The organism is Barrientosiimonas endolithica, from assembly GCF_030296655.1.
In the GTDB taxonomy this organism is placed as follows: domain Bacteria; phylum Actinomycetota; class Actinomycetes; order Actinomycetales; family Dermatophilaceae; genus Barrientosiimonas; species Barrientosiimonas humi.
The window spans coordinates 1750538-1777132 of record NZ_AP027735.1 but is presented as its reverse complement, the minus strand read 5'-3'; the positions used below and the strand labels follow the sequence as shown (position 1 = coordinate 1777132).

The 26595-nt window shown below is 71.7% G+C and carries 21 protein-coding genes and 3 pseudogenes; 17 read left to right on the top strand and 7 right to left on the bottom strand.

The annotated features are described in order from the left end of the window. Positions 1-137 precede the first annotated feature (137 nt). The 7 genes and pseudogenes from QUE40_RS09020 (at position 138) to QUE40_RS08980 (ending at position 6062) form a co-directional block, all read left to right on the top strand. Positions 138-1082 (top strand): branched-chain amino acid ABC transporter permease, encoded by a 945-nt coding sequence (locus tag QUE40_RS09020; protein ID WP_142005359.1) that lies wholly within the window; start codon positions 138-140, stop codon positions 1080-1082. Then, positions 1079-2842: a branched-chain amino acid ABC transporter permease gene (locus QUE40_RS09015; protein ID WP_289232940.1), complete on the top strand. Its 1764-nt coding sequence runs from the start codon at positions 1079-1081 to the stop codon at positions 2840-2842. Before QUE40_RS09020 ends, QUE40_RS09015 begins: the two co-directional genes overlap by 4 nt. Then, a pseudogene (locus QUE40_RS19145) lies at positions 2839-3617 on the top strand (ABC transporter ATP-binding protein); the annotation flags it as partial. The gene QUE40_RS09015 and the pseudogene QUE40_RS19145, both read left to right, overlap by 4 nt. 139 nt (positions 3618-3756) lie before the next feature. Beyond that, positions 3757-4464: an ABC transporter ATP-binding protein gene (locus QUE40_RS08995; protein WP_289233049.1), complete on the top strand. Its 708-nt coding sequence runs from the start codon at positions 3757-3759 to the stop codon at positions 4462-4464. A 139-nt stretch (positions 4465-4603) separates the two neighbouring features. Further along, on the top strand, positions 4604-5344 hold the full coding sequence (locus QUE40_RS08990) for a hypothetical protein (protein WP_289232937.1): 741 nt from the start codon (positions 4604-4606) through the stop codon (positions 5342-5344). Between the two features lie 152 nt (positions 5345-5496). Further along, complete coding sequence (locus QUE40_RS08985; RefSeq protein WP_289232936.1) at positions 5497-5904, top strand: GNAT family N-acetyltransferase; 408 nt, start codon at positions 5497-5499, stop codon at positions 5902-5904. Next, a complete protein-coding gene (locus tag QUE40_RS08980; protein WP_289232935.1) occupies positions 5901-6062 on the top strand; it encodes a hypothetical protein in 162 nt (53 codons plus the stop codon). Before QUE40_RS08985 ends, QUE40_RS08980 begins: the two co-directional genes overlap by 4 nt. Positions 6063-6212: 150 nt before the next feature. On the opposite strand, the gene QUE40_RS08975 is transcribed toward QUE40_RS08980, so the two are convergent. Continuing rightward, a complete protein-coding gene (locus tag QUE40_RS08975; protein ID WP_433997062.1) occupies positions 6213-6662 on the bottom strand; it encodes a PaaI family thioesterase in 450 nt (149 codons plus the stop codon). A gap of 46 nt (positions 6663-6708) precedes the next feature. On the opposite strand from QUE40_RS08975, the pseudogene polA reads away from it, so the two are divergent. Further along, positions 6709-9382 (top strand): annotated as a pseudogene (gene polA, locus QUE40_RS08970) (DNA polymerase I). Between the two features lie 13 nt (positions 9383-9395). On the opposite strand, the gene QUE40_RS08965 reads toward polA, so the two are convergent. From QUE40_RS08965 to QUE40_RS19140, 3 genes and pseudogenes are all read right to left on the bottom strand, one after another. Further along, positions 9396-10145 carry a nucleotidyltransferase family protein gene (locus tag QUE40_RS08965; protein WP_289232934.1) on the bottom strand — a complete coding sequence of 250 codons (750 nt, stop codon included), beginning with the start codon at positions 10143-10145 and terminating at the stop codon, positions 9396-9398. Beyond that, positions 10142-11188 carry an acyltransferase family protein gene (locus tag QUE40_RS08960; protein WP_289232933.1) on the bottom strand — a complete coding sequence of 349 codons (1047 nt, stop codon included), beginning with the start codon at positions 11186-11188 and terminating at the stop codon, positions 10142-10144. The genes QUE40_RS08965 and QUE40_RS08960 overlap by 4 nt, the downstream gene beginning before the upstream one ends. Positions 11189-11468: 280 nt before the next feature. Continuing rightward, a pseudogene (locus QUE40_RS19140) lies at positions 11469-12008 on the bottom strand (acyltransferase family protein); the annotation flags it as partial. A 168-nt stretch (positions 12009-12176) separates the two neighbouring features. Between QUE40_RS19140 and QUE40_RS08955 the strand changes: the two are divergent. From QUE40_RS08955 to QUE40_RS08940, 4 genes are all read left to right on the top strand, one after another. Next, positions 12177-12614, top strand: a complete 438-nt coding sequence (locus QUE40_RS08955) for a hypothetical protein (RefSeq protein ID WP_289232932.1) — start codon at positions 12177-12179, stop codon at positions 12612-12614. Between the two features lie 64 nt (positions 12615-12678). After that, complete coding sequence (locus QUE40_RS08950; RefSeq protein ID WP_433997061.1) at positions 12679-14586, top strand: acyltransferase family protein; 1908 nt, start codon at positions 12679-12681, stop codon at positions 14584-14586. Then, positions 14583-16538, top strand: a complete 1956-nt coding sequence (locus QUE40_RS08945) for an acyltransferase family protein (protein WP_289232930.1) — start codon at positions 14583-14585, stop codon at positions 16536-16538. Before QUE40_RS08950 ends, QUE40_RS08945 begins: the two co-directional genes overlap by 4 nt. 17 nt (positions 16539-16555) lie before the next feature. Beyond that, entirely contained in the window at positions 16556-17389 is an 834-nt protein-coding gene (locus tag QUE40_RS08940; RefSeq protein ID WP_289232929.1) for a class I SAM-dependent methyltransferase, read from the top strand. Here the strand turns inward: QUE40_RS08940 and QUE40_RS08935 are convergent. Both QUE40_RS08935 and QUE40_RS08930 read right to left on the bottom strand, forming a co-directional pair. Continuing rightward, positions 17354-18148 (bottom strand): hypothetical protein, encoded by a 795-nt coding sequence (locus QUE40_RS08935; RefSeq protein ID WP_289232928.1) that lies wholly within the window; start codon positions 18146-18148, stop codon positions 17354-17356. The two genes, QUE40_RS08940 and QUE40_RS08935, sit on opposite strands and share 36 nt — an antisense overlap. Further along, positions 18145-18426: a hypothetical protein gene (locus QUE40_RS08930; protein WP_289232927.1), complete on the bottom strand. Its 282-nt coding sequence runs from the start codon at positions 18424-18426 to the stop codon at positions 18145-18147. Before QUE40_RS08930 ends, QUE40_RS08935 begins: the two co-directional genes overlap by 4 nt. A 239-nt stretch (positions 18427-18665) precedes the next feature. Between QUE40_RS08930 and QUE40_RS08925 the strand changes: the two genes are divergently transcribed. The 4 genes from QUE40_RS08925 to QUE40_RS08910 are packed head-to-tail and all read left to right on the top strand — an operon-like array spanning position 18666 to position 24841. Beyond that, positions 18666-21902, top strand: coding sequence for an alpha-(1->3)-arabinofuranosyltransferase domain-containing protein (locus tag QUE40_RS08925; RefSeq protein ID WP_289232926.1), 3237 nt, complete (start codon positions 18666-18668; stop codon positions 21900-21902). After that, positions 21872-22912, top strand: coding sequence for a hypothetical protein (locus QUE40_RS08920; RefSeq protein ID WP_289233146.1), 1041 nt, complete (start codon positions 21872-21874; stop codon positions 22910-22912). The genes QUE40_RS08925 and QUE40_RS08920 overlap by 31 nt, the downstream gene beginning before the upstream one ends. 58 nt (positions 22913-22970) lie before the next feature. Continuing rightward, a complete protein-coding gene (locus QUE40_RS08915; RefSeq protein ID WP_433997077.1) occupies positions 22971-23759 on the top strand; it encodes a glycosyltransferase family 2 protein in 789 nt (262 codons plus the stop codon). Further along, positions 23756-24841, top strand: a complete 1086-nt coding sequence (locus tag QUE40_RS08910) for a glycosyltransferase (RefSeq protein ID WP_289232925.1) — start codon at positions 23756-23758, stop codon at positions 24839-24841. The genes QUE40_RS08915 and QUE40_RS08910 overlap by 4 nt, the downstream gene beginning before the upstream one ends. A gap of 388 nt (positions 24842-25229) precedes the next feature. On the opposite strand, the gene QUE40_RS08905 is transcribed toward QUE40_RS08910, so the two are convergent. Next, the gene (locus QUE40_RS08905; protein ID WP_289232924.1) at positions 25230-25493 is read right to left on the bottom strand and encodes a hypothetical protein; all 264 of its coding nucleotides are present in this window, start codon (positions 25491-25493) and stop codon (positions 25230-25232) included. A gap of 140 nt (positions 25494-25633) precedes the next feature. Between QUE40_RS08905 and QUE40_RS08900 the strand changes: the two genes are divergently transcribed. Further along, complete coding sequence (locus QUE40_RS08900; RefSeq protein WP_289232923.1) at positions 25634-26593, top strand: hypothetical protein; 960 nt, start codon at positions 25634-25636, stop codon at positions 26591-26593. Positions 26594-26595: the final 2 nt, after the last annotated feature.

Sequence of the window (26595 nt, the reverse complement as noted above, 5' to 3'; positions counted from 1 at the left end):
TCGCACTGTCCGGCTGTCCGGGGCGCCCGTCCACGCCCCCGCCCCCGGGACCACCGGTCCTGCTCGCCGTTCCTGCGCCGGCCGGCGCGGACGTACGACGGGCTGCCCCGCCCCCGCACCCTGTTGGGAGATCCTCCGTGCAGTTCCTGCAACAGCTGGTCAACGGGCTGACGCTCGGATCGCTGTACGCGCTCATCGCCGTCGGCTACACCGTCGTCTACGGCATCGTCCAGCTGATCAACTTCGCCCACGGCGAGGTGTTCATGATCGGCGCGTTCGGCGCGCTCTCGGTCCAGCTCGTGCTCTTCAAGGGCAGCACCAGCATCGTGCTGCTGCCGCTGATGATCATCGGCGCCGTGCTCGTCTCGGTCCTGACGGCGGTGCTGATGGAGCGGGTCGCCTACCGACCACTCCGCGGAGCGCCACGCCTGGCGCCGCTCATCACCGCCATCGGCATCTCGGTGTTCCTGCAGGAGTTCGTGCGGCTGTTCTACGACAAGATCCCGTTCGCCGACTTCCCGAGCGCCAAGAGCAAGATCCCCTTCCCGCAGATCGACGTGGTGACCGGCCAGGCGATCCGCCTCGGGGGCGTGACGATCCAGCGCTCGGCGCTGTTCACGATGATCGCGCTCGCGGTCTGCGCCGCGGGGCTGTGGTGGTTCATCGGCCACACCCGCACCGGCCGCGGCATGCAGGCGGTCTCGCAGGACCCCGACACCGCGCGGCTGATGGGCATCAACGTCGACCGGATCATCGTCGTCGCGTTCGCCGTGGGCGCCGCGCTCGCCGGCATCGCGGGCGTCGCGCAGGGCCTGCAGAACAACAACATCGACTTCCGGATGGGCTTCCTCGCCGGCCTCAAGGCGTTCACCGCCGCGGTGCTCGGCGGCATCGGCAACGTGTGGGGCGCCGTGCTCGGCGGCCTGGTGCTCGGCGTCGCCGAGGCGATGGCCACCGGGTTCATCCCCGGCACGTTCGGCGGCACGTCCTGGAAGGACGTCTGGGCGTTCGTCCTGCTGATCCTGGTGCTGGTCTTCCGGCCCCAGGGTCTGCTCGGAGCACGGGTGGTGGACCGCGCATGAGCTGGTGGAAGATCCCGACCCTGCCCGAGCACGTCGTGCAGCGGCACGCCGCCAAGGCGTGGCCGCTGGGCCTGCTCGGCGCCGTCCTGCTGATCGTCGGCTCGTTCCTGTCGTGGTCGTACGTCGGTGGTTTCCTCGGCGACCTGACCATCAACTTCTACCCGGGCACCGTGCAGATCTTCGCGATCGTGCTCGGCGTCATCGCCCTGGTGCTGCTGCTGGCCATGAAGGGTCCGCTGCACCGGCTCGGCCGCTGGCTGGACGCGGCCCTGGGCTTCCGGGCCGTCGCGACCTGGGCGACGATCTACCTGGTCTTCGTCATCGTGGCGATCACCGTGCAGGCGCCGGGGCTGATCAACGTCAACCCGGGCGGCTGGATCAGCCTGGCCGGCGCGCTGCTGATGTTCCTCGCCTCCCGGTTCGCCCAGCCCCAGCCGCTCGAGGCGCTGGAGACCGCGCGGATGAAGCCGTGGGTGGAGATCCTGCTGATCACCGCGGTGATGGCGCTGGCCCTGGTGCTGGCGGCGGTCACCCTGGGGGTGGAGGAGTCGTGGAGCTTCGTCGCCGCCTGTCTGTTCGTCGCGGGCCTGCTCGTGACGGCCGTGCGCGGCGGCATCTTCACCTGGGTCTCCCAGGCGGCCGCGCGGCACCGCACGGTGCTGACCCTGTCGGCGTTCGTCGTGGCGTTCCTGTTCCCGTTCACCCAGAACGGCTCCGACGCGAACATGTCGATCGCCGCGCAGGTGCTGATCTTCGCCGCGACGGCGGTCGGGCTGAACATCGTCGTCGGCCTCGCGGGGCTGCTCGACCTGGGCTACATCGCCTTCCTCGGCTCGGGCGCCTACGTCGCCGCGATGCTGTCGAGCTCGGCGTTCGCCACCATCGACTGGAAGCCGCCGTTCTTCGTGGTGGTCCTGATCGCCGCGGTCGTCACCGCCTGCCTGGGCCTGATCATCGGCTCGCCGACGCTGCGCGTCTCGGGTGACTACCTGGCGATCGTGACGCTGGCGTTCGGGGAGATCTTCCGGCTGGCGATGTTCAACCTCGACGGGACGAACGGTCCCAACCTGACCCGCGGCCCCAACGGCATCGGCGCCATCCCCGACCTGAAGATCGGTGGCTTCGACTTCGGCCAGGTGCACTCGGTCTTCGGGATCCCGCTGGGCCGGATGAGCAACTACTACTTCCTGCTCCTGCTGCTGATCGGCTTCATCATCCTGGTGTTCACCCGGATGAACAACAGCCGCATCGGCCGCGGCTGGGTCGCGATCCGCGAGGACGAGCGGGCCGCCGACGCCATGGGCGTCAACGTGTTCGGGCTCAAGCTGCTGGCCTTCGCCGGCGGCGCGGCGCTCGCCGGTATCGCCGGCACGATCAAGGCCCACCAGGACACCTCGGTCTCGCCCGACCAGTACATCTTCCTGGAGTCGGCGTTCCTGCTCGCCGCCGTGGTGCTCGGCGGCATGGGCACGATCGCCGGCGTGCTGCTCGGCGCGACCATCCTGAAGCTGCTGCCCGAGAAGCTGCGCTTCTTCAACGAGTACCGCCTGCTGATCTTCGGCCTGCTGCTCGTGGTGATGATGCGCTTCCGGCCCGAGGGGCTCATCGCCTCCAAGCGGCGACAGCTGGAGTTCCACGAGGAGGACGAGTCGCTCGCCGACGAGGTCGAGGACCGGCTGGAGACCAGTGACCTGGGCCCGGGACAGACCGGGCCACCCGGGTCGAGCGGCTCGAGCGGGCCGAAGGGAGCGCAGGCATGACCGCCACGACCGAACCGACGTACGGCGCACCCGGCGACGGCACGAGCGGCGAGCTGATCCTCGACGCGTCCGGCGTGGTCATGCGGTTCGGCGGCCTGGTGGCCGTCGGCGGCGTCGACCTGCAGGTGCACCAGGGCGAGATCGTCGGGCTGATCGGGCCCAACGGCGCCGGCAAGACGACGTTCTTCAACTGTCTGACCGGGATGTACCGGCCCACCGAGGGCACGGTGCGTTTCGAGGGCAGGTGCTGCCGCCCAAGCCCGGCAAGGTGGTGCGCGCCGGCATGGCCCGCACGTTCCAGAACATCCGGCTCTTCGGCAACATGACGGCGCTGGAGAACGTCATGGTCGGCCGCTACTGCCGTACGTCCTCGGGCGCGCTCACCTCGATCCTGCGCGGACCGAAGTTCCGGCGCGAGGAGGAGGAGACGCGGGCGCGCGCCCAGCAGCTGCTGGAGTTCGTCGGCCTCGGCCGGCAGGCGGCGCACCTGGCGCGCAACATGTCCTACGGCGACCAGCGCCGCCTCGAGATCGCCCGCGCGCTCGCGACCGACCCCAAGCTGCTGCTGCTGGACGAGCCGACCGCGGGCATGAACCCGCTGGAGACCCAGCAGGCGATGGAGCTGATCTTCAAGATCCGCGACCAGGGGCTGGCCGTGGTCGTCATCGAGCACGACATGCGGTTCATCTTTAACCTGTGCGACCGGGTGCTGTGCCTGGTGCAGGGCACAACGCTGATCGAGGGGACCCCCGAGCAGGTGCAGTCCGACCCGCGGGTGATCGAGGCGTACATCGGCACCGGCGACGGCACCGAGGACGACGAGGAGATGGACGAGATCGTGCGCGAGGACCTGGCCGATCTCGCCGACGACGACCGGGGCACCGACGACCCGAGGAGCAGCGCCCGTGAGCCCGATGCTGGAGGTCAGCGACCTCACCGTCGCCTACGGCAAGATCGCCGCGGTCAAGGGCATCTCGTTCGCGGTCGAGGAGGGCCAGGTCGTCACCCTGATCGGCACCAACGGTGCCGGCAAGACCACGACGCTGCGCACCATCTCCGGGCTGCTTCGCCCCGAGAGCGGCTCGATCACGTTCTTGGGCAAGCGGATCGACGACGTACCCGCCCACGAGATCGTGACCCTCGGGCTTGCCCAGTCGCCCGAGGGGCGGCGGATCTTCCCGCGCATGAGCGTCGAGGAGAACCTGCAGCTCGGGGCGTTCTCGCGCACCGACCACAAGGCGATCCAGGACGATCTGGAGGAGGCGTTCGAGCTGTTCCCGATCCTGCGCGAGCGGCGCAAGCAGCCCGCCGGGACGTTCTCCGGCGGTGAGCAGCAGATGCTCGCGATGGGCCGGGCGATGATGAGCCGGCCGAAGCTGCTCATGCTCGACGAGCCCTCGATGGGCCTGTCGCCGCTGATGATGCAGCGGATCATGAAGACGGTGCGCACGCTGCAGAAGCGGGGGACCACGATCCTGCTCGTCGAGCAGAACGCCCAGGCGGCGCTGAAGCTCGCGGACTGGGGCTACGTGCTCGAGGTCGGGTCGATCGTGCTCGACGGGCCCGGGCGCGAGCTGATGACCAACGACGCGGTGCGTAAGGCCTACCTCGGCGAGGACTGACGGCGGGGAACTGGATTCTTTCAGTTCGCCCGCTGTTCCGTGAACACTGGGCACCGGGGGTCAGCGGCGGATCACACTGGCAGCCGCGGGTACGCCATGCCGGGAGGGGCTGGTGGCCCTAGTCCCCAAGGTGGTCCCGATGGTCGAAGCACAGAATGTCCGCACCGGTCCCCGCCGGCGCACCCTCGTCAAGGGTGCGGCCTGGGCCGCCCCTGCGATCATGGTCGGGCAGATGGCGCCGGCGTCGGCGTCGTCGGGTGGTGGGCTCACGTTTGAGTTCGGGGGCGCCTGCAAGCAGCCGGGTGGCAGCTGTGACGGCTATCGCAAGGGGTACGCCTTCACCTTTGAGGTCTGCAACCGGAGCAACCAAGACATCTACATCTACACCGTGACCTACACGACCGACGGCACGAAGCTCCAGCTGACGAACTACGCTCCCAGGCTGCCCTATCTGGTCAAGGCGAACACCTGCGTGGACGTCGAGTTCCGGGCCGAAAGCAGCAACTCGGCCAACCAGGACTTCTACCTCAACATGAGGGTGACGTGGGGGCACACGGAGGAGCAGGGGAGCGACCCCACGCCGCATCAACCGATCGACACACGGGTTTTCATTCCAACGACCGGACCGCAGGAATGCTGCCCCACGACCACGCCGGCCAAGTCGTCGACCTCGAGTTCGTCGTCCAGCACGACCGAGTCGCCGACCAGCTCCGACGCACCGGCGCCGAGCTCGACGTCCGCGGCGAAGGAGTCGGCGCGCGAGTCCGACTCGGCTCCTGCGGCGGACGAGCCGGCACCGGCCCAGACGCCCGCGCCGGCTGCCACCCCAGCCGACGCGGCACCGGCGCCGGTCGCCACTCCGAGCGCCGCGGCGGAGTAGCCCGGCTGACCGCCCCGCCGGGGCATTTGCGGGTTCAATTGTTGGGACCGATCGTCGAGGCGTAGTGTTGCCGCCGCGCCGGAGCACCGGTGCGCATCGGGGCCGAAGATCGGAGCCAGACGTTGGGCCGTGGTGGCATCGCCGTCTCGCGGGTGACCGCGGAGCAGGAGCACCGGTTGGTCCCCCTGTGGGTGGCCGCGCGCACCGCGACCGGGCAGAGCGCGGACTGGGCCGACCGGGCCGTGCGCGAAGGGCGCCTGCGCACCGCGCTGGCGCGCGAGGACGTACGCGTCTATCTCGCCGAGCAGGACGACCAGCCGATCGGGTTCGTCGCGGCCACCGTGAGCCCGCTCAGCGGGCTCGGTGAGGAGAGCGCGGTCTGGATCGACCAGCTCTACGTCACGCCTGGCTCCCGGCGTCGTGGTGCTGCCAAGGCGCTGCTGGGCGCGGTCGCGACGTACGCCGACCTGTGCGGCGTCGGTCAGGTCACCAGTTGCGTGCCGGCGGGGAGAAGCACACCAACCGCTACTTCGCCCGGCTGGGGTTCGCCGCCCAGGTGACGGCCCGGTCAACGCCCACCTGGGCGTTGCACCGCCGGCTCGGCGCGGACGAGCAGACCTCGACGACCGAGGAGATCGTGCGCCGCCGTCGGTCGCTGCGCGAGCGCGCTCGGCACGGGCTGCGGCACCCCGAGGTAGAGCCGGAGACCGGGGTCTAGGAGTCCGCCCGGCGTGCCGATCGGGTCGGTATCGACCCAGCGGGTCGCGGCGTACGCCCCTGAAACGTGCCGATCGGGTCGGTATCGACCCAGTGGGTCGCGGCGTACGCCCCTGAAACGTGCCGATCGGGTCGGTATCGACCCGGTGGGTCACTGGGCCTTCGTGGGGGCGTCGCGCAGGACGCAGGTCAGGCGCGAGGTGTTCACCCGGCGACCGTCGTCGTCGACGATCGCGATGTCGTACGTCGCGACGGACCGACCCTCCGAGAGCGCCGTCGCGGTCGCGGTGACGTAGCCGGAGCGGACGCCGCGGTGGTGCGTGGAGCTGATGTCCAGCCCCATGGCCGCGCGGCCCTCACCCGCGGCGATCGCCGCGGCGATCGAGCCGACCGTCTCGGCAAGCACGACGCTCGCGCCCCCGTGCAGCAGGCCGTACGGCTGGGTGTTGCCCTCGACCGGCATGCGGGCCACCACCTTCCCGGGCGACGCCTCGAGGATCTCGATGCCCATGCGCTCGGCGAGCGTGCCCTTGTTGAACGAGTTCATCGTCTCCAGGTCGAGCACGTCGCCGAGGTTGCTGCCGGCGGTGGGGTCGGTCATGGCGGGGGTCCTCCTGATGTCGGTGGTGGGTCCTAGGCTCTCATCCGTGAAGCGTCTCCTCCTGCTCGACGGACACTCCCTGGCCTATCGGGCCTTCTTCGCCCTCCCGGTCGAGAACTTCTCGACCACCACGGGGCAGTCGACCAACGCCGTCTACGGCTTCACCTCGATGCTGATCAACGTCCTGCGCGACGAGGAGCCCACCCACATCGGGGTCGCGTTCGACGTCAGCCGCCAGACGTTCCGCACCGAGGAATACGCCGAATACAAGGCCGGCCGCTCGGCCACGCCCGACGAGTTCAAGGGCCAGGTGTCGCTGGTCCACGAGGTGCTCGACGCGCTGAAGATCCGCTACGTCGAGGCGCCCGGCTACGAGGCCGACGACGTCATCGCGACGCTCACCACGCGGGCGCTCGATGACGGGTTCGACGAGGTGCTGATCTGCTCCGGCGACCGCGACACGCTGCAGCTGGTCACCGACAAGGTCACCGTGCTCTACCCGCGCAAGGGCGTCTCCGACCTCGCGCGCATGACGCCCGAGGCGGTCGACGAGAAATACGGCGTGCTGCCCGAGCGCTACTCCGACCTGGCGGCACTGGTCGGCGAGGCGTCCGACAACCTGCCCGGCGTCCCCGGCGTCGGCCCGAAGACCGCGGCCAAGTGGATCGGGCTCTACGGCGACCTGCCCGGCATCGTCGACCACGTCGGCGAGATCAAGGGCAAGGCCGGCGACAGCCTGCGCGAGCACCTCGACGGCGTGCTGCGCAACCGGCGCCTGAACCAGCTGCTGCGCGACCTGTCGCTCGACGTGAGCGTCGGCGAGCTGGAGCGGCAGACGTGGGACCGCGAGCAGGTGCACACCGTCTTCGACGGCCTGGAGTTCCGCGTCCTGCGCGACCGGCTGTTCCAGACGCTGGAGTCGGTCGAGGCCGAGGCCGAGTCGGCCATCGAGGTCGAGGGCGCCGTGATCGCCGCCGACGAGGTCGGCCCCTGGCTGGCCCAGCACGCCCCCGCCGGCACGCGCACCGGCGTGCAGGTGCTCGGCTCCTGGGTCCGCGGCGCGGGCGACGCGCGCGGGCTGGCCGTGGCGGGAGAGTCCGCGGCGGCGTACGTCGATCTCGAGTCGCTCAGTCCCGTCGCCGAGCAGGCGCTCGGCGACTGGCTCGCCGACGCCGAGCGCCCGAAGGCGCTGCACGAGTCGAAGGTGCCGCGGCACGCACTGGCGGCCCGCGGGTTCACCCTCGCCGGTGTCACGCACGACACGGCGCTGTCGGCCTACCTCGTGCGGCCCGACCAGCGCAGCTACGACCTGGCCGACCTGGCGCTGCGCTACCTGCGGCGCGAGCTCGGCACCGAGCAGGAGTCGGCCGGCCAAGGGCTGCTCGACCTAGGCGACACCGGCACGCCGGCCGAGGCGCAGCAGGCCATGGAGCGCGCCGAGACCGTGCGCGAGCTGGCCGAACGGCTCGACGACGAGCTCGCCAGCACCGGCGGCACCGAGCTGCTGGCCGACCTCGAGCTGCCCCTGGTGGGGGTGCTGGCCGGTCTGGAGCGCAGCGGGGTCGCGGTCGACACCGACGCGATGGAGCGGCTGGAGAGCGAATACGCCGACGGCGTGCGCGCCGCCCAGCAGGACGCCTACGACGCGATCGGTGGCGAGGAGATCAACCTCGGCTCGCCCAAGCAGCTGCAGACCGTCCTGTTCGACACCCTGCAGCTGCCCAAGACGCGCAAGACCAAGACGGGCTACACCACCGACGCCGACGCGCTGTCCGACCTCTACGCCAAGACCGAGCACCCGTTCCTGGAGGCGATGCTGCGCCACCGCGACAGCTCGCGGCTGCGGGTGACGGTCGAGGGGCTGCAGAAGTCGGTGGGTGACGACGGGCGCATCCACACGACCTATCAGCAGACGATTGCGGCCACCGGGCGGCTGTCGTCGGTCGAGCCCAACCTGCAGAACATCCCGATCCGCACCGAGGCCGGCCGCCGCATCCGCGAGGTGTTCGTCGTCGGACCGGGATTCGAGTCGCTGATGTCGGCCGACTACAGCCAGATCGAGATGCGCATCATGGCCCACCTGTCCGGCGACGCCGGCCTCATCGAGGCGTTTCGCACCGGCGAGGACCTGCACCGGTTCGTCGGCGCGCGGGTGTTCGGGGTCGAGCCCGAGGGGGTCACCCTCGAGATGAGGTCGAAGGTCAAGGCGATGTCGTACGGCCTGGCCTACGGCCTCTCGGCGTTCGGGCTGTCCAAGCAGCTGGGGATCTCCACCGGTGAGGCGCAGGAGCTGATGGACGAGTACTTCCTACGGTTCGGGGAGTGCGCGACTACCTGCGCGAGGTCGTCGCCGACGCCCGCAAGACCGGTTACACCGAGACGATGCTGGGGCGCCGGCGCTACCTGCCCGACCTGACGTCGGACAACCGGCAGCGGCGCCAGATGGCCGAGCGGATGGCGCTCAACGCGCCCATCCAGGGGTCGGCCGCCGACATCATCAAGCTCGCCATGCTGCGGGTGGACGCCGCCCTGGCCGACTCCGCAGCGAAGTCCCGCATGCTGCTGCAGGTGCACGACGAGCTCGTGCTCGAGGTGGCGCCGGGGAGGCCGCCGACCTAGAGGCGCTGGTGCGGCGTGAGATGGGCGCCGCGGTCGAGCTGGACGTCCCGCTCGACGTCAGCGTCGGGCTGGGCGAGTCCTGGCATGCGGCCGCCCACTGAGCGGACCCGGGACTCAGACCCATCCCACCGATGCCAGTGCCGGGTGGTCCTGCGCCAGACGGAGCGCGCCCGGCGTCCCGACGTCGAGGAACTCTGCGTCCTCGCGATAGCCCAGGAGGCGGCGACCGTCTGCGATTGCGGCGGGGAACACCGCACGCTCAAGGGAGCGAGGTTCGCCCGGCGGGCAGTAGTCGAGGATCAGCTCGGGCGTGACGACGTACGTCCCGGCGTTGATCAGACCGCTCCGCTGACCGGTCGGCCGCTCGGGCTTCTCCTCGAACCGCACGACCTCGCCGTCCTGCAGCGTGACCTGCCCGAACGAGCGGACATCGCTGACCCTGCGGACGTGGAGGCACGCTTGCGCCGCAGCGGCTTCGAACAGTCCGACCTGTGCGGACAGGTCATGGGCAGACAGCAGGTCGGCGTTGACCACCAGCACAGCGGGATCGTCGGCCAGCGGGCTGCTGCGCAGAGCATGCGCCAGACCGCCGCCCGTGCCGAGCGGGCTGGACTCCTCGACACAGCGCAGTTGCACTCCCCACCTGCGCCCGTCCCCGAGAGTCGCCTCGAACTGCGCGGCGAGGTATCCCGTCGCCACGACGACCCGGGTCACTCCCGCGTCGGCGAGCCGCTGCAGCTGGAAGCCGATCAGCGGGCGGCCGGACACCGCGAGCAGGGGTTTCGGCACCGAACGGGTCAGGTCTGCCATCCGCGTGCCGCGTCCACCCGCGAGCACGACCGCGCTGTGCACGCCGCCGCTCACGACGGCGTCTTCTCCCGGACCGCGGTCTGCAGCTGAGGCATGAGCCAGCGCCAGATGAGCGGCGCCGATGTGTCGGTGAAGTGCAGGCCGTCGCGGTACAGCGGCACGCCGTTGACATTCGGCTTGAAGCCGCCCGAGCAGAGCGCCCCGAACGTGTCGATGACGGGGACGTCGTTCCGGCCGGCCCAGGACCGCACGACACTGTTGACTCGCCGGACCCGATCGATGTCGTTCACGCGGCTCTGCTCCTCCGACACTCCGAAGTCGGGAACGTCGTGACAGGCCAAGGTCATGACCGCGAAGGTGCGCGTCCCGGTCGCCAACGTAGCCGCTCGCACCTGCGTCATGGAGTCAGCGATGAACTGGTCGTGCGCCGGTGTGCCGAACGCCAGTCGGCGCCCGCCGACGTTGAAGTCGCTGACCAGGGTCTGGGGAATCATGAACGCGACGACATCGGGGCGAGCCTTCTTGATCTCGCCGGGCCAGGCCTTCTTCCAGGCGGCGCACTCGGCCGTCTCTGCCTGGAGCTTGCCCCCGTCCAGGACCTTCTTCCCGGCGAACGGATCGCACCCGAAGTTGACGACACCCGACATCGTCAGGTCTGGGTAAGCGGCCCCGTCCAGCGCGCTCAGCAGACTGGCCGGGACTGAGTTGCCGAGCAGAACCGCACGCCATGGCGTCGCCAGCGGCGTGTAGGTGGGCTGCGGCAGCTGGGCCGACTCGGCTGGCGACGCAGCGCCGGCCGACGGAGTCTGGGGGCTGGTGTAGGGCAGAGCCAGCGCTCCGAAGATGACCAGCGGTATCGACAGCCCCGCAGTCAGCCGGCTGGGGTTGACCCGCCGCTGGAACAAGGCCCCGAAACCCTGACGGCGAATGGGCTGTTCGATGAACCTGTACGTCCCTGCGGCAAGCACGAGAGACACGACCAGGCGCGCGGTGGTCAGGACCGCTCCTTGGAGCCCTGTCACCTCGGGGCTGAGGAACACGACCACCGGCCAGTGCCACAGGTAGAGCGAATAGCTGATGAGGCCCAGTCGACGCAAGGGCTCCCACGCGAGGGCTCGCTGCAGGCCTCCCTTGGCGGGGTGTGCCGCGGCCAGGATCGGGCCGAGCGCAGCTACTGCAAGCACGAACAGCCCCCGCGGAACGGCACGGCGGACTGCTCGTCCAGGGTGATGAAGGCGACCAGGACGAGCGCCAGCCCGGTCCAGGCGGCCGGCTGCAACCACCTGCCCTGGGGGCGGCCGACTGATCGCCGAAGTCCTTTCTCGAGAACAAGCAGGCCGCGGCCGCTCCGACCAGGAGCTCGAAGGCACGCGTGTCGGTGCCGTAGTAGACCCGGCTGGGGTCCGTCCCGGGGACGTAGAGCCAGGCCATCCAGCAGGCCGATAACAACGCGAGGCCGCCCAGCCAGAGCGCCTTCCCCCGACGGGTCCGGGCCACCATCGCCAGGAGCGAGAGCAACAGTGGGAAGGCCCAGTAGAACTGCTCCTCGATCGACAGGGACCACGTGTGCCGCAGGGGCGAGGGGAGCGCGATCTGCCCGAAGTACGCCTCGTCGCTGGCGAGGAAGCGCCAGTTGGCGAAGTACCCCAGAGCCGCGATCGTGTCCCAGCCGATCGCCCCGCGGCGGCCGGCCGGCGCCCACAGGGCCGTCGCCACGACTACGGCAATGAGCACCGTCACGAGCGCGGGCAGCAACCGCCGGGCCCGAGCTAGCCAGAATCCGGTGAGGTCGATCCTGCCCCAACGGTCTTGTTCGTTGAGCAGCAGCGAACCGATCAGGAAGCCGGAGAGCACGAAGAACAGGTCGACCCCGAACCAGCCACCGGGCAAGGTCTGCGGCGCAAGGTGATAGACCACGACGCCCGCGACAGCAATGCCGCGGAGTCCATCCAGCCCTGCCCGATAGGGCAGCGAGGCGTGTGCGCGGGATGCCACGAGCCTTCTCCTCGTCCGTCGCGGGTGCGCGGGTTCCGAACTTACCCAAGAGTAGACAAGCGCGTCACCAGCGTGGTTAGGATGCCGCCCATGCCCTCGGAAGTCCCTGAGACCCGTACTGTCCTGACGCCGCGCACAGGCACCAAGGTGAGCCTGATCGTCGCTCTCGTCCTGGTGGCGGTGGCGGTCTACTGGTACTTCGTGCCGTTGTACATCCTCTCCGGCACCGGCCAGCCGTTCATGTGCGGATCGGCGCAGAACCCGCCGACCGACAACTTCCCGAAGAACATCTGCGGTGACATCCCGACCGTCTACAAGCTGCGCGCGCTGGCGACCCTGGCTGCAGCCCTCATCGTGGGAGTGCTCGGCGCGCTGCTGTTCGGCTTCGACCGCCGCACGGAGGCGCGAGTCCCACGCGCGAGCGACGACGCCGTGAGCAACGACGGCCCGGACGAGACCGCCGACGCTACCGACCTGCCGACGCGGGCTGGGCGTCGCGCCGAGACAGGCAGTGACACAGACCGCTAGTCCGCGGAGCACTGGCAGCCAAGGGGTCCGTGACCATCGACCGGCGCTGGACGGCGTCCGTGGGTTGGCGATCCTCACCTTCATCGCGTTCCACTTCGGCGTCAGCTGGTTGCAGGGCGCCTGGGTCAACGTCAACGTCTTCTTCGTCCTCTCCGGCTTCCTGATCAGCCGCCTGCTCATTGCCGAGCAGACCAGGTTCGGCGAGATCACCGTCCTGGCGTTCTATCGCCGGCGGGCCAGGCGCTTGCTGCCCGGGCTGTTCCTCCTGCTGGGCGTCCTCGCCGCGTATGGCTTGCTCCTCGCGCCCGCCGCCGTGCGAGCCAAGCTCGGCGGTGACCTGCTGGCCACCCTGGGCTACGTCATGAACTGGCGGCTCGTGCTCGGGGACGACCAGTACTTCGAGGTTTTCGGCAACCCCTCGTTCCTGCGGCACGCCTGGACGCTGGCCGTCGAGGAGCAGTTCTACGCGGTGGCGCCCTTCCTCGTCCTGCTGGCCATGCGGCTGATCCGTTCTCGAGCCGCGCGAGTGATGACCTTCCTGACGCTCGCGGGGATCTCGGCCTGGTGGACGGCTCAGGTCGGGATCGCGACTCTGGCCGCCCAGGCGCACGCGTACTACGGCACCGACACGAGGAGCCAGGCGCTGCTCGTCGGCCTGGCGCTCGCCATGTGGTTGGCGCCGGCCCGGGCGGGTGGCGCGCGGCGCCAGCCCCCGCCCTGGGTCGTCGCTGCCGTCGGCTGGACCGGGCTGGGCGCGATGCTCCTGGCCTACTTCGTCATCCGGCCGTTCGAGCCATGGATGTTCGAGCGTGGCGGCATGCTGCTGTTCTGCCTGGCCTTCGCCGGTCTGGTGATGGCGTGCGCCGACCCACGCCGCGGCCTGCTACAGCGGATCCTGGGCTGGGGTCCGTTGGCGTACTGCGGGCGACTGGCATACGGCTTGTACCTCTGGCACTGGCCCATCCACCTGTGGCTCGAGCAGGTGATCCCCACCGCGCCAGTGCCGCTGAAGCTGGCCCTCGGCATGACGTTGACCTTCTTGATCGCGGGGCTCTCCTTCGAGCTGCTGGAGCAGCCCGTGCTGCGGCACGGGCTGCGCGGGCTCGGGCGCCGGGTTCGGTCGGGTCGGGTCCTGACGGGCACTGCCCTGGCCGGCGTGGTCGCGGCAGCCCTTGCCATCGGGTCGGTACCGGCCGCGCAGGTCGCGCAGGCTGGGACGACGGCACCGCTGGTGCCGGGCACACCCGCGTACGTCCCGGCGGCCAGCACGACGTCCGTCGCGGTGTTCGGCGACTCGGTCCCGTACCTGCTGATGCGGAATCGCAAGGTCGACGCCTACCCCGACCTGAAGCTCACGAACCTCGCCGTGCCCGGGTGCAACCTGCTGGACGAGCCGGTCTACTGGGGTCCGGGCCAGCTGTGGCGGATCGACGACAACTGCAAACGGGCCAAGTCCGGGCTGTCCGCCTCGTTGCGCCGCAGCGGCGCGACAGTGGCCTTCTTCATGGTGGGGTCGACCGTCTCGTTGGCCCACCAGCAACCCGACGGCTCGATCCTCGAGGTCGACGATCCGCGGCAGCAGCAGAAGATCGTCGACGCGCTCGACCGGCTGAAGCGCGCAGCCGACTCGGCCGGGATCCGGCAGGTGCAGATCGCGACCCTGCCGTGCCGGAACGACGACATCTCCGCACTGCCCGCAGAGGCACGGGCCTACATCACGGCCAACCCCCAGGTGCTGCGCGCCGTCAGTGACCCGGTGGTCGCGAACGGCATCATCCGGTCCTGGGCAGCTCGCAACGGGGTGGCCGTGATCGATCTCTACGGCGTGCTGTGCTCAAGCGGGTTCCAGGGCACGGTGAACGGGGTTCCGCTGTACAGCGACAACGTCCACTTCTCGCCCGAGGCCACCCCCATGGTCTGGACCTGGCTCGCACCGCAGATCCGTGCCGCCTACCAGAGCTCACGCCGGTGACTTCCGCCAACGAGGCGGCCGCGTCCTCTCGCCGGCGGTACGCCGCCCTCGACGGTTACCGCGGGCTGTTCGTGATGCTCGTGGTGCTCTATCACTTCGGCGCGACCGCGCTGGTCGGTGGCTGGATCGGCATCAACCACTTCTTCCTGTTCTCCGGTTTCCTGATCACCCGGCTGCTCATCAAGGAGCAGCAGGCGACCGGGCGCATCCGCGTGCTCGGGTTCTACCGCCGCCGGGGGCGGCGGGTGCTGCCGGCGCTGTTCGTGCTGGTCGCCGCGGTACTCGTGCACACCGCCTTCTGGGAGTCCGAGCGGTTCCGGTCGATCTTCGGCGGCGACGCGTTCGCCGCATTGGGCTTCTTCCTCAACTGGAGGTTGATCTCCCGCGACGACGCCTACTTCGACCTGTTCGGCAACCCCTCGCCGCTGCGCCACGCCTGGACGCTGTCGGTCGAGGAGCAGTTCTACGTGCTGATCCCGTTCCTGGTCATGGGTCTGTGCCTCCTGGTGAAGGGGCGGCGCGGACGGTTCCTCCTCGCGCTGTCGCTCGCCGTCGCGTCGGCCGTCTGGACGGCGGTGCTGGGCTACGACGGCCCGGGCGACCAGGCGCGGCTCTACTACGGCACCGACACGCGCGCGCAGGCGATCCTGCTCGGTGTCGCGATGGCCTTCCTCCTGAGCCCGGACTACCGCGGCCGACCCGCGCCGCTGCTGTCCCGTCCCGCCACCGAGGCGCTGGCCTGGACCGGCCTGGCCATCTCGGTGGGTGCCATCTTCGTGCTGACCCCGACCAGCTCGTGGGTCTACAACGGCGGCGGCATGCTGCTGTTCGCGGGCGGGGCGGCCCTCATGGGGTTCAGCGCTCTCGATCCTCGGCCGCTGTTCATCAACCGGCTGTTCGGCGTCGCGCCCCTGGTCTTCCTGGGTCGGATCTCCTACGGGCTCTACCTCTACCACTGGCCCATCGCCCTGTGGGTGAGCCCGCCGCTGCCGCAGCCGTTCCTCGGCGCGCTGCAGCTATCCATCGCGGTCGCCGTCGCGGCGGTGTCCTTCCGCTACCTGGAGCTGCCGATCCTCAGGCACGGCGTGCGCGGGGTGGTCCGGCGCGCCTGGGCGGTTCGGGTCGTGCCCGCCGCGTCGTTCATCGTCCTTGCCCTCGGCGCGACGACGCTGTGGACGACCTCCGACGCGTCGGCGGTGCCGAACCTGCGAGACGACCAGCCGGCGTACGTCCAGCGCGGGCCGGAGCTGCGGGTCGGCCTCCTCGGCGACTCAGTCGGCGACTCCCTCGTCCGCGGCTGGCGCCCGGAGGACTACCCCGGCATCCGGCTCGATCCGCTCACCGCGATCGGGTGTGACCTCATCGACGCGCCGTACGTCCGCGACGGCCAGCAGGAGACGCCGCCGGCCGCCTGCGAAGAGTGGCGACGGACGTGGCCGCAGAAACTGCGCAGCAACGGCGACGAGGCCTTGCTGGTGCTCGCCGGCGCGCAGTTCTTGACCGCGCACGCCGTGCCGGGCGGGGTGGCTGAGCCTGGCACGCCAGCAGCTGGTGACCTGATCCGACGCACGCTCAGCGACATCGAGCGACGTGCCCGGGAGTCCGGGGCGCGCAGCGTGCAGGTCGCGAATCTCCCTTGTCGCCGGATCGATGAGCAGCGGCTCGACCCGCGGCTGCGCTCGTTCGCCGCTCAAGGGAGCGACGACCGGCTGGTGGGCTGGGCGAACGGGGTCATCGCCGACTGGGCCAAGGGACGACCCGGCGTGCAGCTCGTCGACCTCGCCGGCCAGCTGTGCGGCTCGGGCTACCGTCCCGAGTTGCAGGGCATCGCGCTCTACCACGACACAGTGCACTTCTCCGACGCCGGCGCCGCGATGGTCTGGACCTGGCTGGCACCCGCCGTCCGCGACAACGCGCGCACCGCGAGCGCACCACCCGACCCCGCGAGATAGCAACCCCGAGGACCTGAATGGATACCACCGCCTTCTTCGCCGCCCTGCCGACCGTCTTCGACGGCGACCCGCAGGACCACGACCCGCGCGACCCGTACTGGCGCCAGCACACCGAGCGGGTCGACGGCTTCACCTCGCCGAACGAGCTGGCCGTGCTCAACCTCGCCGCGCGCCTGCTCCCGGCGAACGAGGCCTACCTCGAGGTCGGCACCTTCAAGGGCCGGTCGCTCAGCGGCGTCGTCCGCGGCATCACGAGCCGCCGGTTCTATGCCATGGAGAACTTCGGCGAGTTCGGCATGAGCGGCGTGCGGGCGCGGGAGGAGTTGATGCGCAACCTGGCGACCTACGCGGGCGAGGCCGACGTCGAGCTGATCGAGGGCGACTGTTTCGCCCTGCTCGCGAAGCCGGGGCTGATCGATCGCCCGGTGGGCGTCTATTTCTACGACGGGGAGCACACCCTGCTCGCGCACTACCTGGCCCTCGCGGTGGCCGAGCCGGTGCTGGCCGACGAGGCGCTCGTGCTGGTCGACGACGCGAGCTGGCCGATGGTGCAGCGGGCCCATCGGCTGTTCCTGCAGCGTCACCCGGGCTGGGAGGTCGCCGCCACCTGGGACGCACCGGTCAACGACGACCCGCGCTGGGCCAACGGCCTGCATGCCCTGGTCTTCCGGCGCGTACGCCCGTCGCGGCTCAGCGCGCGGGACGAGGCGCTGCGCCGATACCAGACGACGGTGCAGGACCGTCTCAACGCGGTTGCGTGGGCGGTGGGAAGCCGACTTCCTGACGCGGTGAAAACCCGTGTGCAGCAAGCGATCTCAGGTGCGCGGACCATCCGTGGCGGCAACGACTGAGCGCTCGTCCAGGCGCACCTCGCGGTGCGAGAGCAGCGCGCGCACGAGCCCGGTCGCAGCGATGACGAGCGCTCCGACGAGCGCGACGCCGAGGATCTGCTCGGGCGAGTCATGCCACCAGACGGCGACCGCGACGCACTCACCAGCCAGCACCGCCCAGGTCAGCAGACCCATCGCCGTGGACGAGCCGCCCATCTCGGCGAACAGCCACACCTGCGCCAGCGACCAGGCGGTGCCCAGTGCGACGCACCACAGCACCAAGGGGGCGAACTCGACATAGCTCGAGCCGCCGGCGACCTCGATCCACAGCCGCGGCGAGACCGACACGAGCGCCAAGACGGACATCCCGAGCGCGACCACCAACCCGCAGGCCACGAGCAGCGAGCGCGCGGCGTCCGTGCGCTGCATCCGCGGCACCACCAGCAGCGCGAGGAACTGGGTGACCCAGCACATGCCGCGCGCAAAGGTCGCCGCCAGCGCGTAGCCGCCGGAGTCGTGCTCGGTGAGGAAGTTGCGAGCCAGCAGCACGTCGACGTTGGTCAGCGCGATGAACGCTGCGAGGGTGCCGTTCGAGCGCAGCAGCACCGCCACCAGCCCGGGGGCCGACGACGGGGTGCTGGCCAGCTCTCGCCTCGTCAACCACCAACCCCAGCCGACGGCGACCACCGAGGCCGCCAGCAGGACCGCGAACACCGCGGTGACACCGAAGCCGGCGAGCGCCGCCACCCCGGCGGCGACCAGCCGCGCGGCGGCGGTCACGACGTACAGGCTGGCCAGGGCGCGCAGCCGCTCCGTGCCCAGCAGAACCCCTGGCAGGCGCCGGTCAGCGTCAGCGGGAGGAGGGACAGTCCGAGCAGCACCACCGACAAGGCCGACGGCAGGCGGAACAGCTGCGCCAGCCACGGGCTGGCCAGGCAGGTCAGCGCCGCGAGCATCGCGCCGGCGACCAGGGCCGTACGCCATCCGCTGGTCCGCTCCGGCCCGGGCGCCACGCTCATCCGCCGCGCGACGACCACCTGGAATGCACCGGCCGGCACGGCCAGCAGGATCCCGTAGGTCGCCAGAGCTGAGTACCCGCCGAAGTCGGCCGGACCGAGGAACGGGACAGCAGGACGACGAAGGCATAGGAGAGCACGTTGGAGGCGGCCATCGCGACGCCGAGGAGCACTCCCTGGAGCGAGGCGCGGCGGGCTCCGTCGCGGTGTGTGCTCACCTGCGCAGGTTACCCACGGGTTATATTGGCCGCTGCCCATCCCACCTGCCGCGGAGACAACGGTTGCCTTCCTGGACGAAGAACCGGTACCGCGCTGCGGTCGGTGCTCTGGTCGCCCTGCTGGCGCTCGTCGTCTTCCTCAACGGGTTCGGTCACTTCAACACCGACATCAAGCCCGAGATCTATCTCGCGCCGACCGAGATGATCGGCCGTTCGCTGTCGGCGTGGAACTCCAGCCCCTACCTGGGGGCCCCGAACTTCAACGTCGGCCTGCTGCCGGTGCTCGCGGTGCTGTCGGCGCTGCGCGGGGTCGGCCTGTCGCCGGAGATGGCGTTCAAGGTGTTCCACCTGGGCCTCTGGCTGCTGGCCGCCGCCGGCACCACCCGCCTCGTGCGCGCCGTCGCCCCGCGCGCCGGCCGCTGGGGCGGGCTGCTCGCGGCCGTGATCTACCTGGCCAACCCCTACACCGTGCAGGCCGGGGCCACCCTGGCGATCGCCCTGCCGCTGGCCCTGCTGCCGTGGCAGCTGCTGTGCCTCGTGCAGGGTCTGCGGCAGCCGCGCAGCTGGCGCTGGCCGGCCGCCTTCGGCCTCACCTTCTTCGCGATGAGCGGCATGAACGTCGCCGTCGTCCCGCTCCTGCAGCTTCTGGCGATCGTGCCGGTCGTCCTCGCCGTCCGCGCCCAGACGCACCTCGGCTGGCGCGACATCACCCGCGTCGTCGCGCGCTGCGCCCTGTTCGTCGTCGGGGTCTCGCTCTACTGGCTCGTCCCGGCCGTCGCCGCGCGGGGCACGGGAGTCCAGATCGTCCAAGGATCCGAGACGCTCACCGGCATCGCCCAGGTGTCCTCCTTCACCGAGGTGCTGCGCGGGGTCGGCCTGTGGCCGCTGTACGGCCGCGACGACGTCGGCCCGTGGATCCCGCAGCACGCGGTGTACGTCGCGAGCCCCTTCGTCATGGTGCTCACCATGCTCTGGCCCGTGCTCGGGCTGCTGGCGCTGCGGTGGTGCACCAGCCTCGTCCGCGCCGCGCTGGCCGGTGGCATCGCCCTCGCGGCCGTGGTGATGGTCGGCATCTTCCCGGGCGAGGACGCCCCGGCCTCGCCGTTCGGCTACCTGCTGCGCAGCCTGCTCCAGCAGCCGGCCCTGGTGGCCTTCCGCACCACGAACAAGATCGGAGCCGTCCTCGCCCTGTCGCTCGCCGTCGCGATCGGCGTCGGTCTGGTGCGGGTGCTCCCGCGCTGGTGGCGACGGCCGGGCGCCCCGCCCGTCCTGCTCGCCGTGGGCCTGATCCTGATCGGCTCCTGGTCCCTGCCCGCGGTCGGCGGACGCCTCTACACCTCGCCGATGGACATCCCCGACTACTGGAAGCAGGCCGCGCGGGCCGCGGACGAGGGGAACCCCAGCAGCAGCGTCCTGCTCCTGCCCGGTCAGACCCGGGCCGACTACCGCTGGACCGTCGAACGCCCCGACGACCTCACCAACTCCCTCCTGCGCCGCGACGCGGTGATCCCCGAGACCACCCCGAACGCCTCCGCCCCGGGCGTCAACTTCCTCGCCGCGCTCGACGACGCGGTGCAGTCCGGCCAGGCACCGGCGACAGCCGTGTCGACCTACGCCCGATACCTCGGGTCGGACAAGGTGCTGCTGCGCCACGACACCGTGTGGGAGAAGGAGGGCGGCGCCCGACCGGCCACCACCGACCGGTTGCTGTCGAACGACACCGGCCTGTTCGGGGCGGGCAACTTCGGCCGGCCGGGGCAATACGTCCTTCCCTCCGACGGCAGCGGCGCGGCGGGTGCCGAGTCCTCGCTGCCGCCCGTGCAGCTCTACGACGTCCGGCAGCCACGCACGGCGTTCCGGGCCGTCCCCACGACCGGTCAGGTGATCGTCGCCGGTGACGGGTTCGCCTTCACCTCGCTGGCCGAAGCCGGTGTGCTGCAACGGAACCCGATGGTGCGCTATGCCCAGGACGTCGCCGCGCAGCAGCTCGGCACGACCCTGCCGCAGGTCGGTCGCATGGTGATCACCGACACCAACGCGCGCCGCGAGGTCATCCCCAACCGGCTCACCGCCGGGCAGGGCGCGCTGCTGCGGGCGGACCAACCGCTGGAGCAGACCCGCACGCTCGGCACCGACCCCGCCGACCAGACCGTCCTGCTGCCGAGCACCCCGCGTGCCACGGCCAGCATGAGCGGCGGCACCTTCTTCGACCTGCCGTACGCCGGTGCGGACAACGCCATCGACGGAGACGTCTCGACCGCCTGGCGGTTCGGCGACTTCGGTCGCGCGGTCGGGCAGACCATCACCGTCCAGCTCCCCGAACCGACGACGTTGAACCGAATCCCGGTGTCCCAGCTACCGATCGGCAGCGTGAACATCGACCGGGTCACCCTCACCGCGGGCGGGCGGTCGGTGTCGGCGCGGTTGCCCGACACCGGCGCCGCCCAGCTCGACCTCGGCGGCGTCCGGGCCTCGACCCTCACGCTGCGCGTGGACTCCCTGCGCGGCGACGGGTTCAACCTGGTCGGGATCTCCGAGATCGGCATCCCGGGCGCGAAGGCCGTCCGCACCGCGCGCACCCCGACCACGCTCACCGACCGCTACGCCGCGCTCGACTCCACCGAGCGTGCGCAGTTCGCGCGAACCCCGCTGGACGTCCTGCTGCGCCGGGTGGCGAACACGCCCGACCCCGGCGACGACAGCGAGTCCGAGCTGCGCCGCCTCGTGAGCCTGCCCGACGCGCGCACCTTCCGCCCGACCGCGACGGTCCGCGTCCTGACCCCTTGGAGCCGATGTACGACCGGCTCGCCGGCTACGACCCGGCGGTCCAGGCGTCGTCCAGCGGCTACTACTTCGACGCCGCGGGAGCCCGGGCCTCGCAGGCGGCCGACGGCGACCCGGGCACCGCGTGGATCCCGGGCGGCCAGCTGCGCGGCAGCTGGTGGCAGCTCACCGGACCGCAGCGCGACATCAGTCAGGTCACGATCCGGCAGGCACCCGCCGCGCGCACGGCCGCCGCCGACGCGCAGTTCGCCAGCCGGGTCACGATCAGCGTCGACGGTCGCCCCGTGCGCACCGCCACCATCGGGCTTGGCGAGCAGACGATCCGGCTGCCGCAACCCGTGCGCGGGTCGACCGTCCGCGTCACCATCGACGGGCTCTCCGGCGAGCTCGGCGCCGACCCGCCCCGGTTCACCGAGATCGAGACCGGCCTGCGGATGCGCAGGGCCGCGACCGCCCCCGCGAACGGTTCGGCCACCTGCGTCGAGGTGGCCAAGGTCGACGGCAAGCCCCTGCTGATGCGGCCGAGCGCCGACCGGCTGGCCGGCCGCTCGGGGTCGGGCACCGCCTGGGAGGGGTGCGACCAGCTCCCGCTGGCGGCCGGCGACCATCGGATCGAACCCAGCGACGGCTTCACGCTCGACTCGCTCAACCTGGCCGACCAGCGGTCCGGCACCGCGGTGGGCACCCCGCCCACCGTGCGCATCGAGCAGGACGACAGCTCCGCCAAGCGGATCCGCGTCACCCGCGCCACCGGCCCGTACGCCGTCCTCGCCGGCACCAGCATCGACCCCCGGTGGCGCGCGACCCTGGAGGACGGCACCGACCTCGGCGCCCCCGTCCTGGTCGACGGCTTCAGCGCCGGCTGGATCGTCCCCGACGGGAAGCCGCACACGATCGAGCTGCGGTTCACCCCGCAGCGCTGGAGCAACGTCGCGCTCGGGGTGTCGGCCGGCGTCGTGCTGGTGGCGATCGCGCTCACCCTGATGGTCTGGCCGCGCCGTCCGAAGCCTCGCCCGGAGGGCGGCGACGACCCCGCCGACCGCGACGCCGCGCCCACCCCCGGCGTCGTGACCGTGCGCACCGGCTCCCACCGTGCACCCCCGGACCCGCGCCCCGCGGTGCAGCGCACCCGCCACTCCTGCCAATCCTGGCGGGCCTGGCCGCGACCGGCCAAGGAGGTCGCGCTCGTCGCGCTGGCGACGTTCGCCGTAGGGGCTGCGGGGTTCGTCGCCTCCCTGCTCGCGGTTCTGCTCCTGCGCCGTGGCGTACGCCCGGCTCGCCTCCTCCTCGCGGGGGCCGTCGTCGTGGGGCTGAGCATGGTCGTCTACCTGCTCGGGCTCGGTGACGCCCTGGGCGAGGTCAGCGCCGAGGCCGTCGCCCACTCGCTGTGGCCGCACTACCTCGCCGGCGGCGGTCTCGTCCTGGCGCTGGTCGGCGCGCTGCGCCTGGGCTCGCCACCCCGACCGCGCACGGCACCCGTCCACCCGCCCGCCGACGTCTCGACCCCCAGGAGCGCCGACGCATGACCAACCCAGAGACCCCCTCGTCACCGTCGTCGTCCCGACGCGCAACAACGAGCGCACGATCGACGCGTGCCTGAGATCCGTTCGCGCGCAAAGCTATCCGGCGATCGAGCTGGTGGTCGTCGACAACCACAGCGACGACGCGACCGCCCGCATCGCGGGGGAGCACGCCGACACCGTGCTGGTCGAGGGGCCCGAGCGAAGCGCCCAGCGCAACGCCGGCATCCGCGCCGCGAACGGCGAGTGGGTGCTGTGGCTCGACAGCGACATGGTGCTGCCGCCGGACGCCGTCGAGTCCGCGGTCCGCACGGCCGAGCAAGAGGGCGCCACCGGGGTCGCGCTGCCCGAACGCACGATCGGTGACGGCTTCTGGACCGCCTGCCGGGCCCTCGAGCGCGAGTGCTACCTCGACGAGCCGTGGCTGCACAACCCGCGGCTGGTGCCGCGCGACTACCTGCTCGGCGACGGCGGCTTCCACCTGGAGATGTCCGGCCCGGAGGACGCCGACCTGCGCATGCGGATGCTGCGCGAGGGCCGCAGCATCGCGCTCGCGCCGGTCATCGTCGACCACGACGAGGGCCGCCTGACGCTGCCCGACGTGCTGCGCAAGCGCTACTACTACGGCCGCAGCATCCCGGCGTTCGCCAGCCAGCACGAGGGCGCGGTCGGGGCGCAGGGCCGCACCGTGCTGCGCAGCTACCTGCGCCACCGCGGCGACCTGGCCCGCGACCCCGCCCACGCCGCGGGCATGGTGCTCATGCGCGGCCTCGAGGCGGTCGGCTACGCCGTCGGCGCGCGCCGCGGGGCCCGCGACCGCCGGCAGGCGGCCAGCAGCGGCGGCCCGGCGTGACCGACCGCCGGATGCTGTGGGTGTCGCTGCCCGACCAGCGGCCCCGGCGCGAGCTGTTCTGGATGTCCCGCATGCCGGGCACCCGGGTGACCGCGCTGGCCGCCCAGGAGCCGGTGGGCGACCTGACCTGGGTGCCGAGCTCGTACGTCCGCCCGGTCAAGCGCTTCATCGAGGCCGGGGCCTTCGCCTGGGTCCGGGGGCTGGGGGAGCAGGACCCGGGCGACTACGACTGGGTGGCCTCGCTCGAGCTGTGCTCGCTCGTGACCGGGCAGGCCTCGCGCTTCCGCCGCCGGTCCGGCGGCCGGGTCCGGCAGGCCGTCATCACCTGGGAGAACCTGCCCGACCAGCCGCTGTACAAGGTGCCGCCCTATCGCCAGGCGCTGAACTCCTGCCGCGACGCCGACCTGCTGCTGTGCATGGTCGACGCGGCGCGGGATCACTTGCTGGCCAACGGTTTCGACGACTCGCGCATCCAGGTCGTCAAGCCCGGCGTGCCGACCGACATCTTCCACCCGGCGCCGCGGCCGAGCGAGGAGCCGGTGGTCGCGTTCGTCTCGCCGCTCGCGCCCAACAAAGGCATCGACCGGGTGCTCGAGGCGATGCGCATCGTGCAGCGCACCGTGCCCGAGGCGTCGCTGGTCGTCGCCGGCTCGGGTCCGCTGCGCCACCTCGTCGACGAGGCCGCCGCCGACCCCGCCCGCCGCGTCCGGCACGCGGGCGCCCTCGACGCCCACGGCGTCGCCGACCTGCTGCGCGGCTCGGCCGTGTTCGTGACGGCGCCGCGCCCCACCTGGAAGTGGACCGAGCAGCTGGGCCTGGCCTACCTCGAGGCGCAGGCGTGCGGGCTGCCGGTCGTGACCGTGCGGTGCGGCACCAACGACGAGGCCGTCGCGGCTCCGCCCAACGACCTGCTCGACGACGACGCCGAGGCGATCGCCGACCGGCTCGTGCACTGGCTCACCGACCGCGCCGACCGGGCCCGGGTCGGCGCGCTCAACCGGGAGCGGATGCTCGCCGAGCACGACCTCGACACCCAGGTGCGCCGGATGGGCGAGGCGTTCGCCCGCGTCGAGCGGGCCTGACCGTGCTGCGCTCCCGCCGGGTGGTCGGTGCCCTGGTCGGGGCGCCGGCCGCGCTGCTCGCCCTGGGCCCGGGCCTCGCCCCGGGCTTCCTGCTGTTCTACGACATGGTCTTCGTGCCCGACCTGGCGCTCAGCGACCGCACGCTCGGCATCGACGGGTCGGTGCCGCGGGCCGTGCCCAACGACGTGGTCGTCGCGCTGCTGTCGCTGGCGCTGCCGGGGTGGGTGGTGCAGAAGCTGCTGCTCGTCCTCGTCTTCGTCGGGGTCGGCGCGGGCGTCGCCGGACTCGTGCGCAGCCGGCTCGCCGCGGCGGTCGCGGCCCTGGTCGCCTGCTGGAACCCCTACGTCGCCGAGCGCCTCGCCATCGGCCACTGGGGCTTCCTGCTCGGCTACGCCGTGCTGCCGTGGGTGGCGACCAGCGCGGCCGCCGCCCGCCACGGCACCGGCCGCGACCGGCTGCGACTCGGGGGCGTGCTGCTGCTCGCCACGCTCACCGGCTCGACCGGTTCGGTGCTCGCGCTGCTGCTGGCCCTCGTGGTGCTCGCCGTGCCCGGCGGGGGCGCGCCGCTCCGGGCGCGTGCGCCCGTCGGCGCGTGGGCCGCGCTCTCCTGGCTGCTGCTCAACGCCGTCTGGTGGCTGCCGTTCCTGACCATCACCGGCAGCTTCGAGCCCGACCCCGGGGTGTGGCGGCCTTCCGCTCACGGGCCGACACGCCGTACGGCGTGGTCGGGAGCCTGCTCACCGGCGGCGGCATCTGGAACCAGGGGTCTGGCTGCCCGACCGCCGGTCGGTCGTGCTGGCCGGGGTCGCCCTGGTGCTCGTGGTCGCGTGCGTGGCGGCGTGGTGCGCGGGCCGCGGCTGGCGCGCCGGGCCCGCGCAGCTCGGGGTCGCCGTCACCGGCGCCGTCGGACTGGCCGTGGCGGCGCTGAGCGCGGTGGGCGGCGGGGCGCTGGTGGAGTCGATCGTGCTGAACCTGCCCGGCGGTGGCCTGCTGCGCGACTCGCAGAAGTTCGTGGCGCTGTGGATGGTCTTCGTCGCCCTGGCCGCCGGGGTGAGCGCCGAGCGGCTGCGCGCGCTGGTGCAGGCGCGCGGGGGCGGCCGGTCCGTGGCGCTGGCGCTCGGCGGCGCGGTCGGCGTCGCCTCGGTGCTGACCCTGCCGAGCCTGGCCTGGGGCGCGACCGGGCGCTGGACGGCGGTCGACTACCCCGCCGGCCACCGGGCCGTGGCGGCACGGCTGGAGCAGGCGCCGCCCGGTGCGGTCGCGGTCTTCCCCTGGACGCTCTACCGCCGCTACGCCTGGAACGACCAGCGCGTGGTGCTCGACCCGTGGCAGCGGCTGCTGTCTCGCCAGGTGGTCGTCAACGACGACCTGCCGCTGTCGGACCGGGTGGTGCGCGGCGAGGACCCCACGGCCGACGCCATCGGGGCGGCGCTGCGGCGCGGCGGCGACACCGCGCCCGTCCTGCGCGAGCGCGGCATCCGCTACGCCCTGGTGCTCACCGACCAGCCGCCCGGCCCCGGCGTGCCGCGGCTGCCCGGCGCGCGGGTCATCGCCCAAACGCCCGACCTGCGGCTGTACGACCTCGGGCCGGTCGACCCGGCCCGCGCCCGGCCCTCCGCGGCCCACCCACCGGGATGGATTTCGTACGCGATCGCGGGCTCGGGTGTGATTTGTCTCCTCCTCGGGGGTCCCTCTTTGCTACGGTGGCGTAGTCAGCGAGAGACCGACGCAGATCACAGCCCAGCGAGGTAGGC

Bases quoted from the DNA above. Each gene is read 5' to 3' on its own strand.
- QUE40_RS09015 (WP_289232940.1), top strand. From the start codon at position 1,079: ATGAGCTGGTGGAAGATCCCGACCCTGCCCGAGCACGTCGTGCAGCGG.
- QUE40_RS08995 (WP_289233049.1), top strand. From the start codon at position 3,757: ATGCTGGAGGTCAGCGACCTCACCGTCGCCTACGGCAAGATCGCCGCG.
- QUE40_RS08990 (WP_289232937.1), top strand. From the start codon at position 4,604: ATGGTCGAAGCACAGAATGTCCGCACCGGTCCCCGCCGGCGCACCCTC.
- QUE40_RS08975 (WP_433997062.1), bottom strand. From the start codon at position 6,662: ATGACCGACCCCACCGCCGGCAGCAACCTCGGCGACGTGCTCGACCTG.
- QUE40_RS08955 (WP_289232932.1), top strand. From the start codon at position 12,177: ATGCCCTCGGAAGTCCCTGAGACCCGTACTGTCCTGACGCCGCGCACA.
- QUE40_RS08940 (WP_289232929.1), top strand. From the start codon at position 16,556: ATGGATACCACCGCCTTCTTCGCCGCCCTGCCGACCGTCTTCGACGGC.
- QUE40_RS08905 (WP_289232924.1), bottom strand. From the start codon at position 25,493: ATGGTCAGGAACGGCAGCCACCAGACGGCGTTGAGCAGCAGCCAGGAG.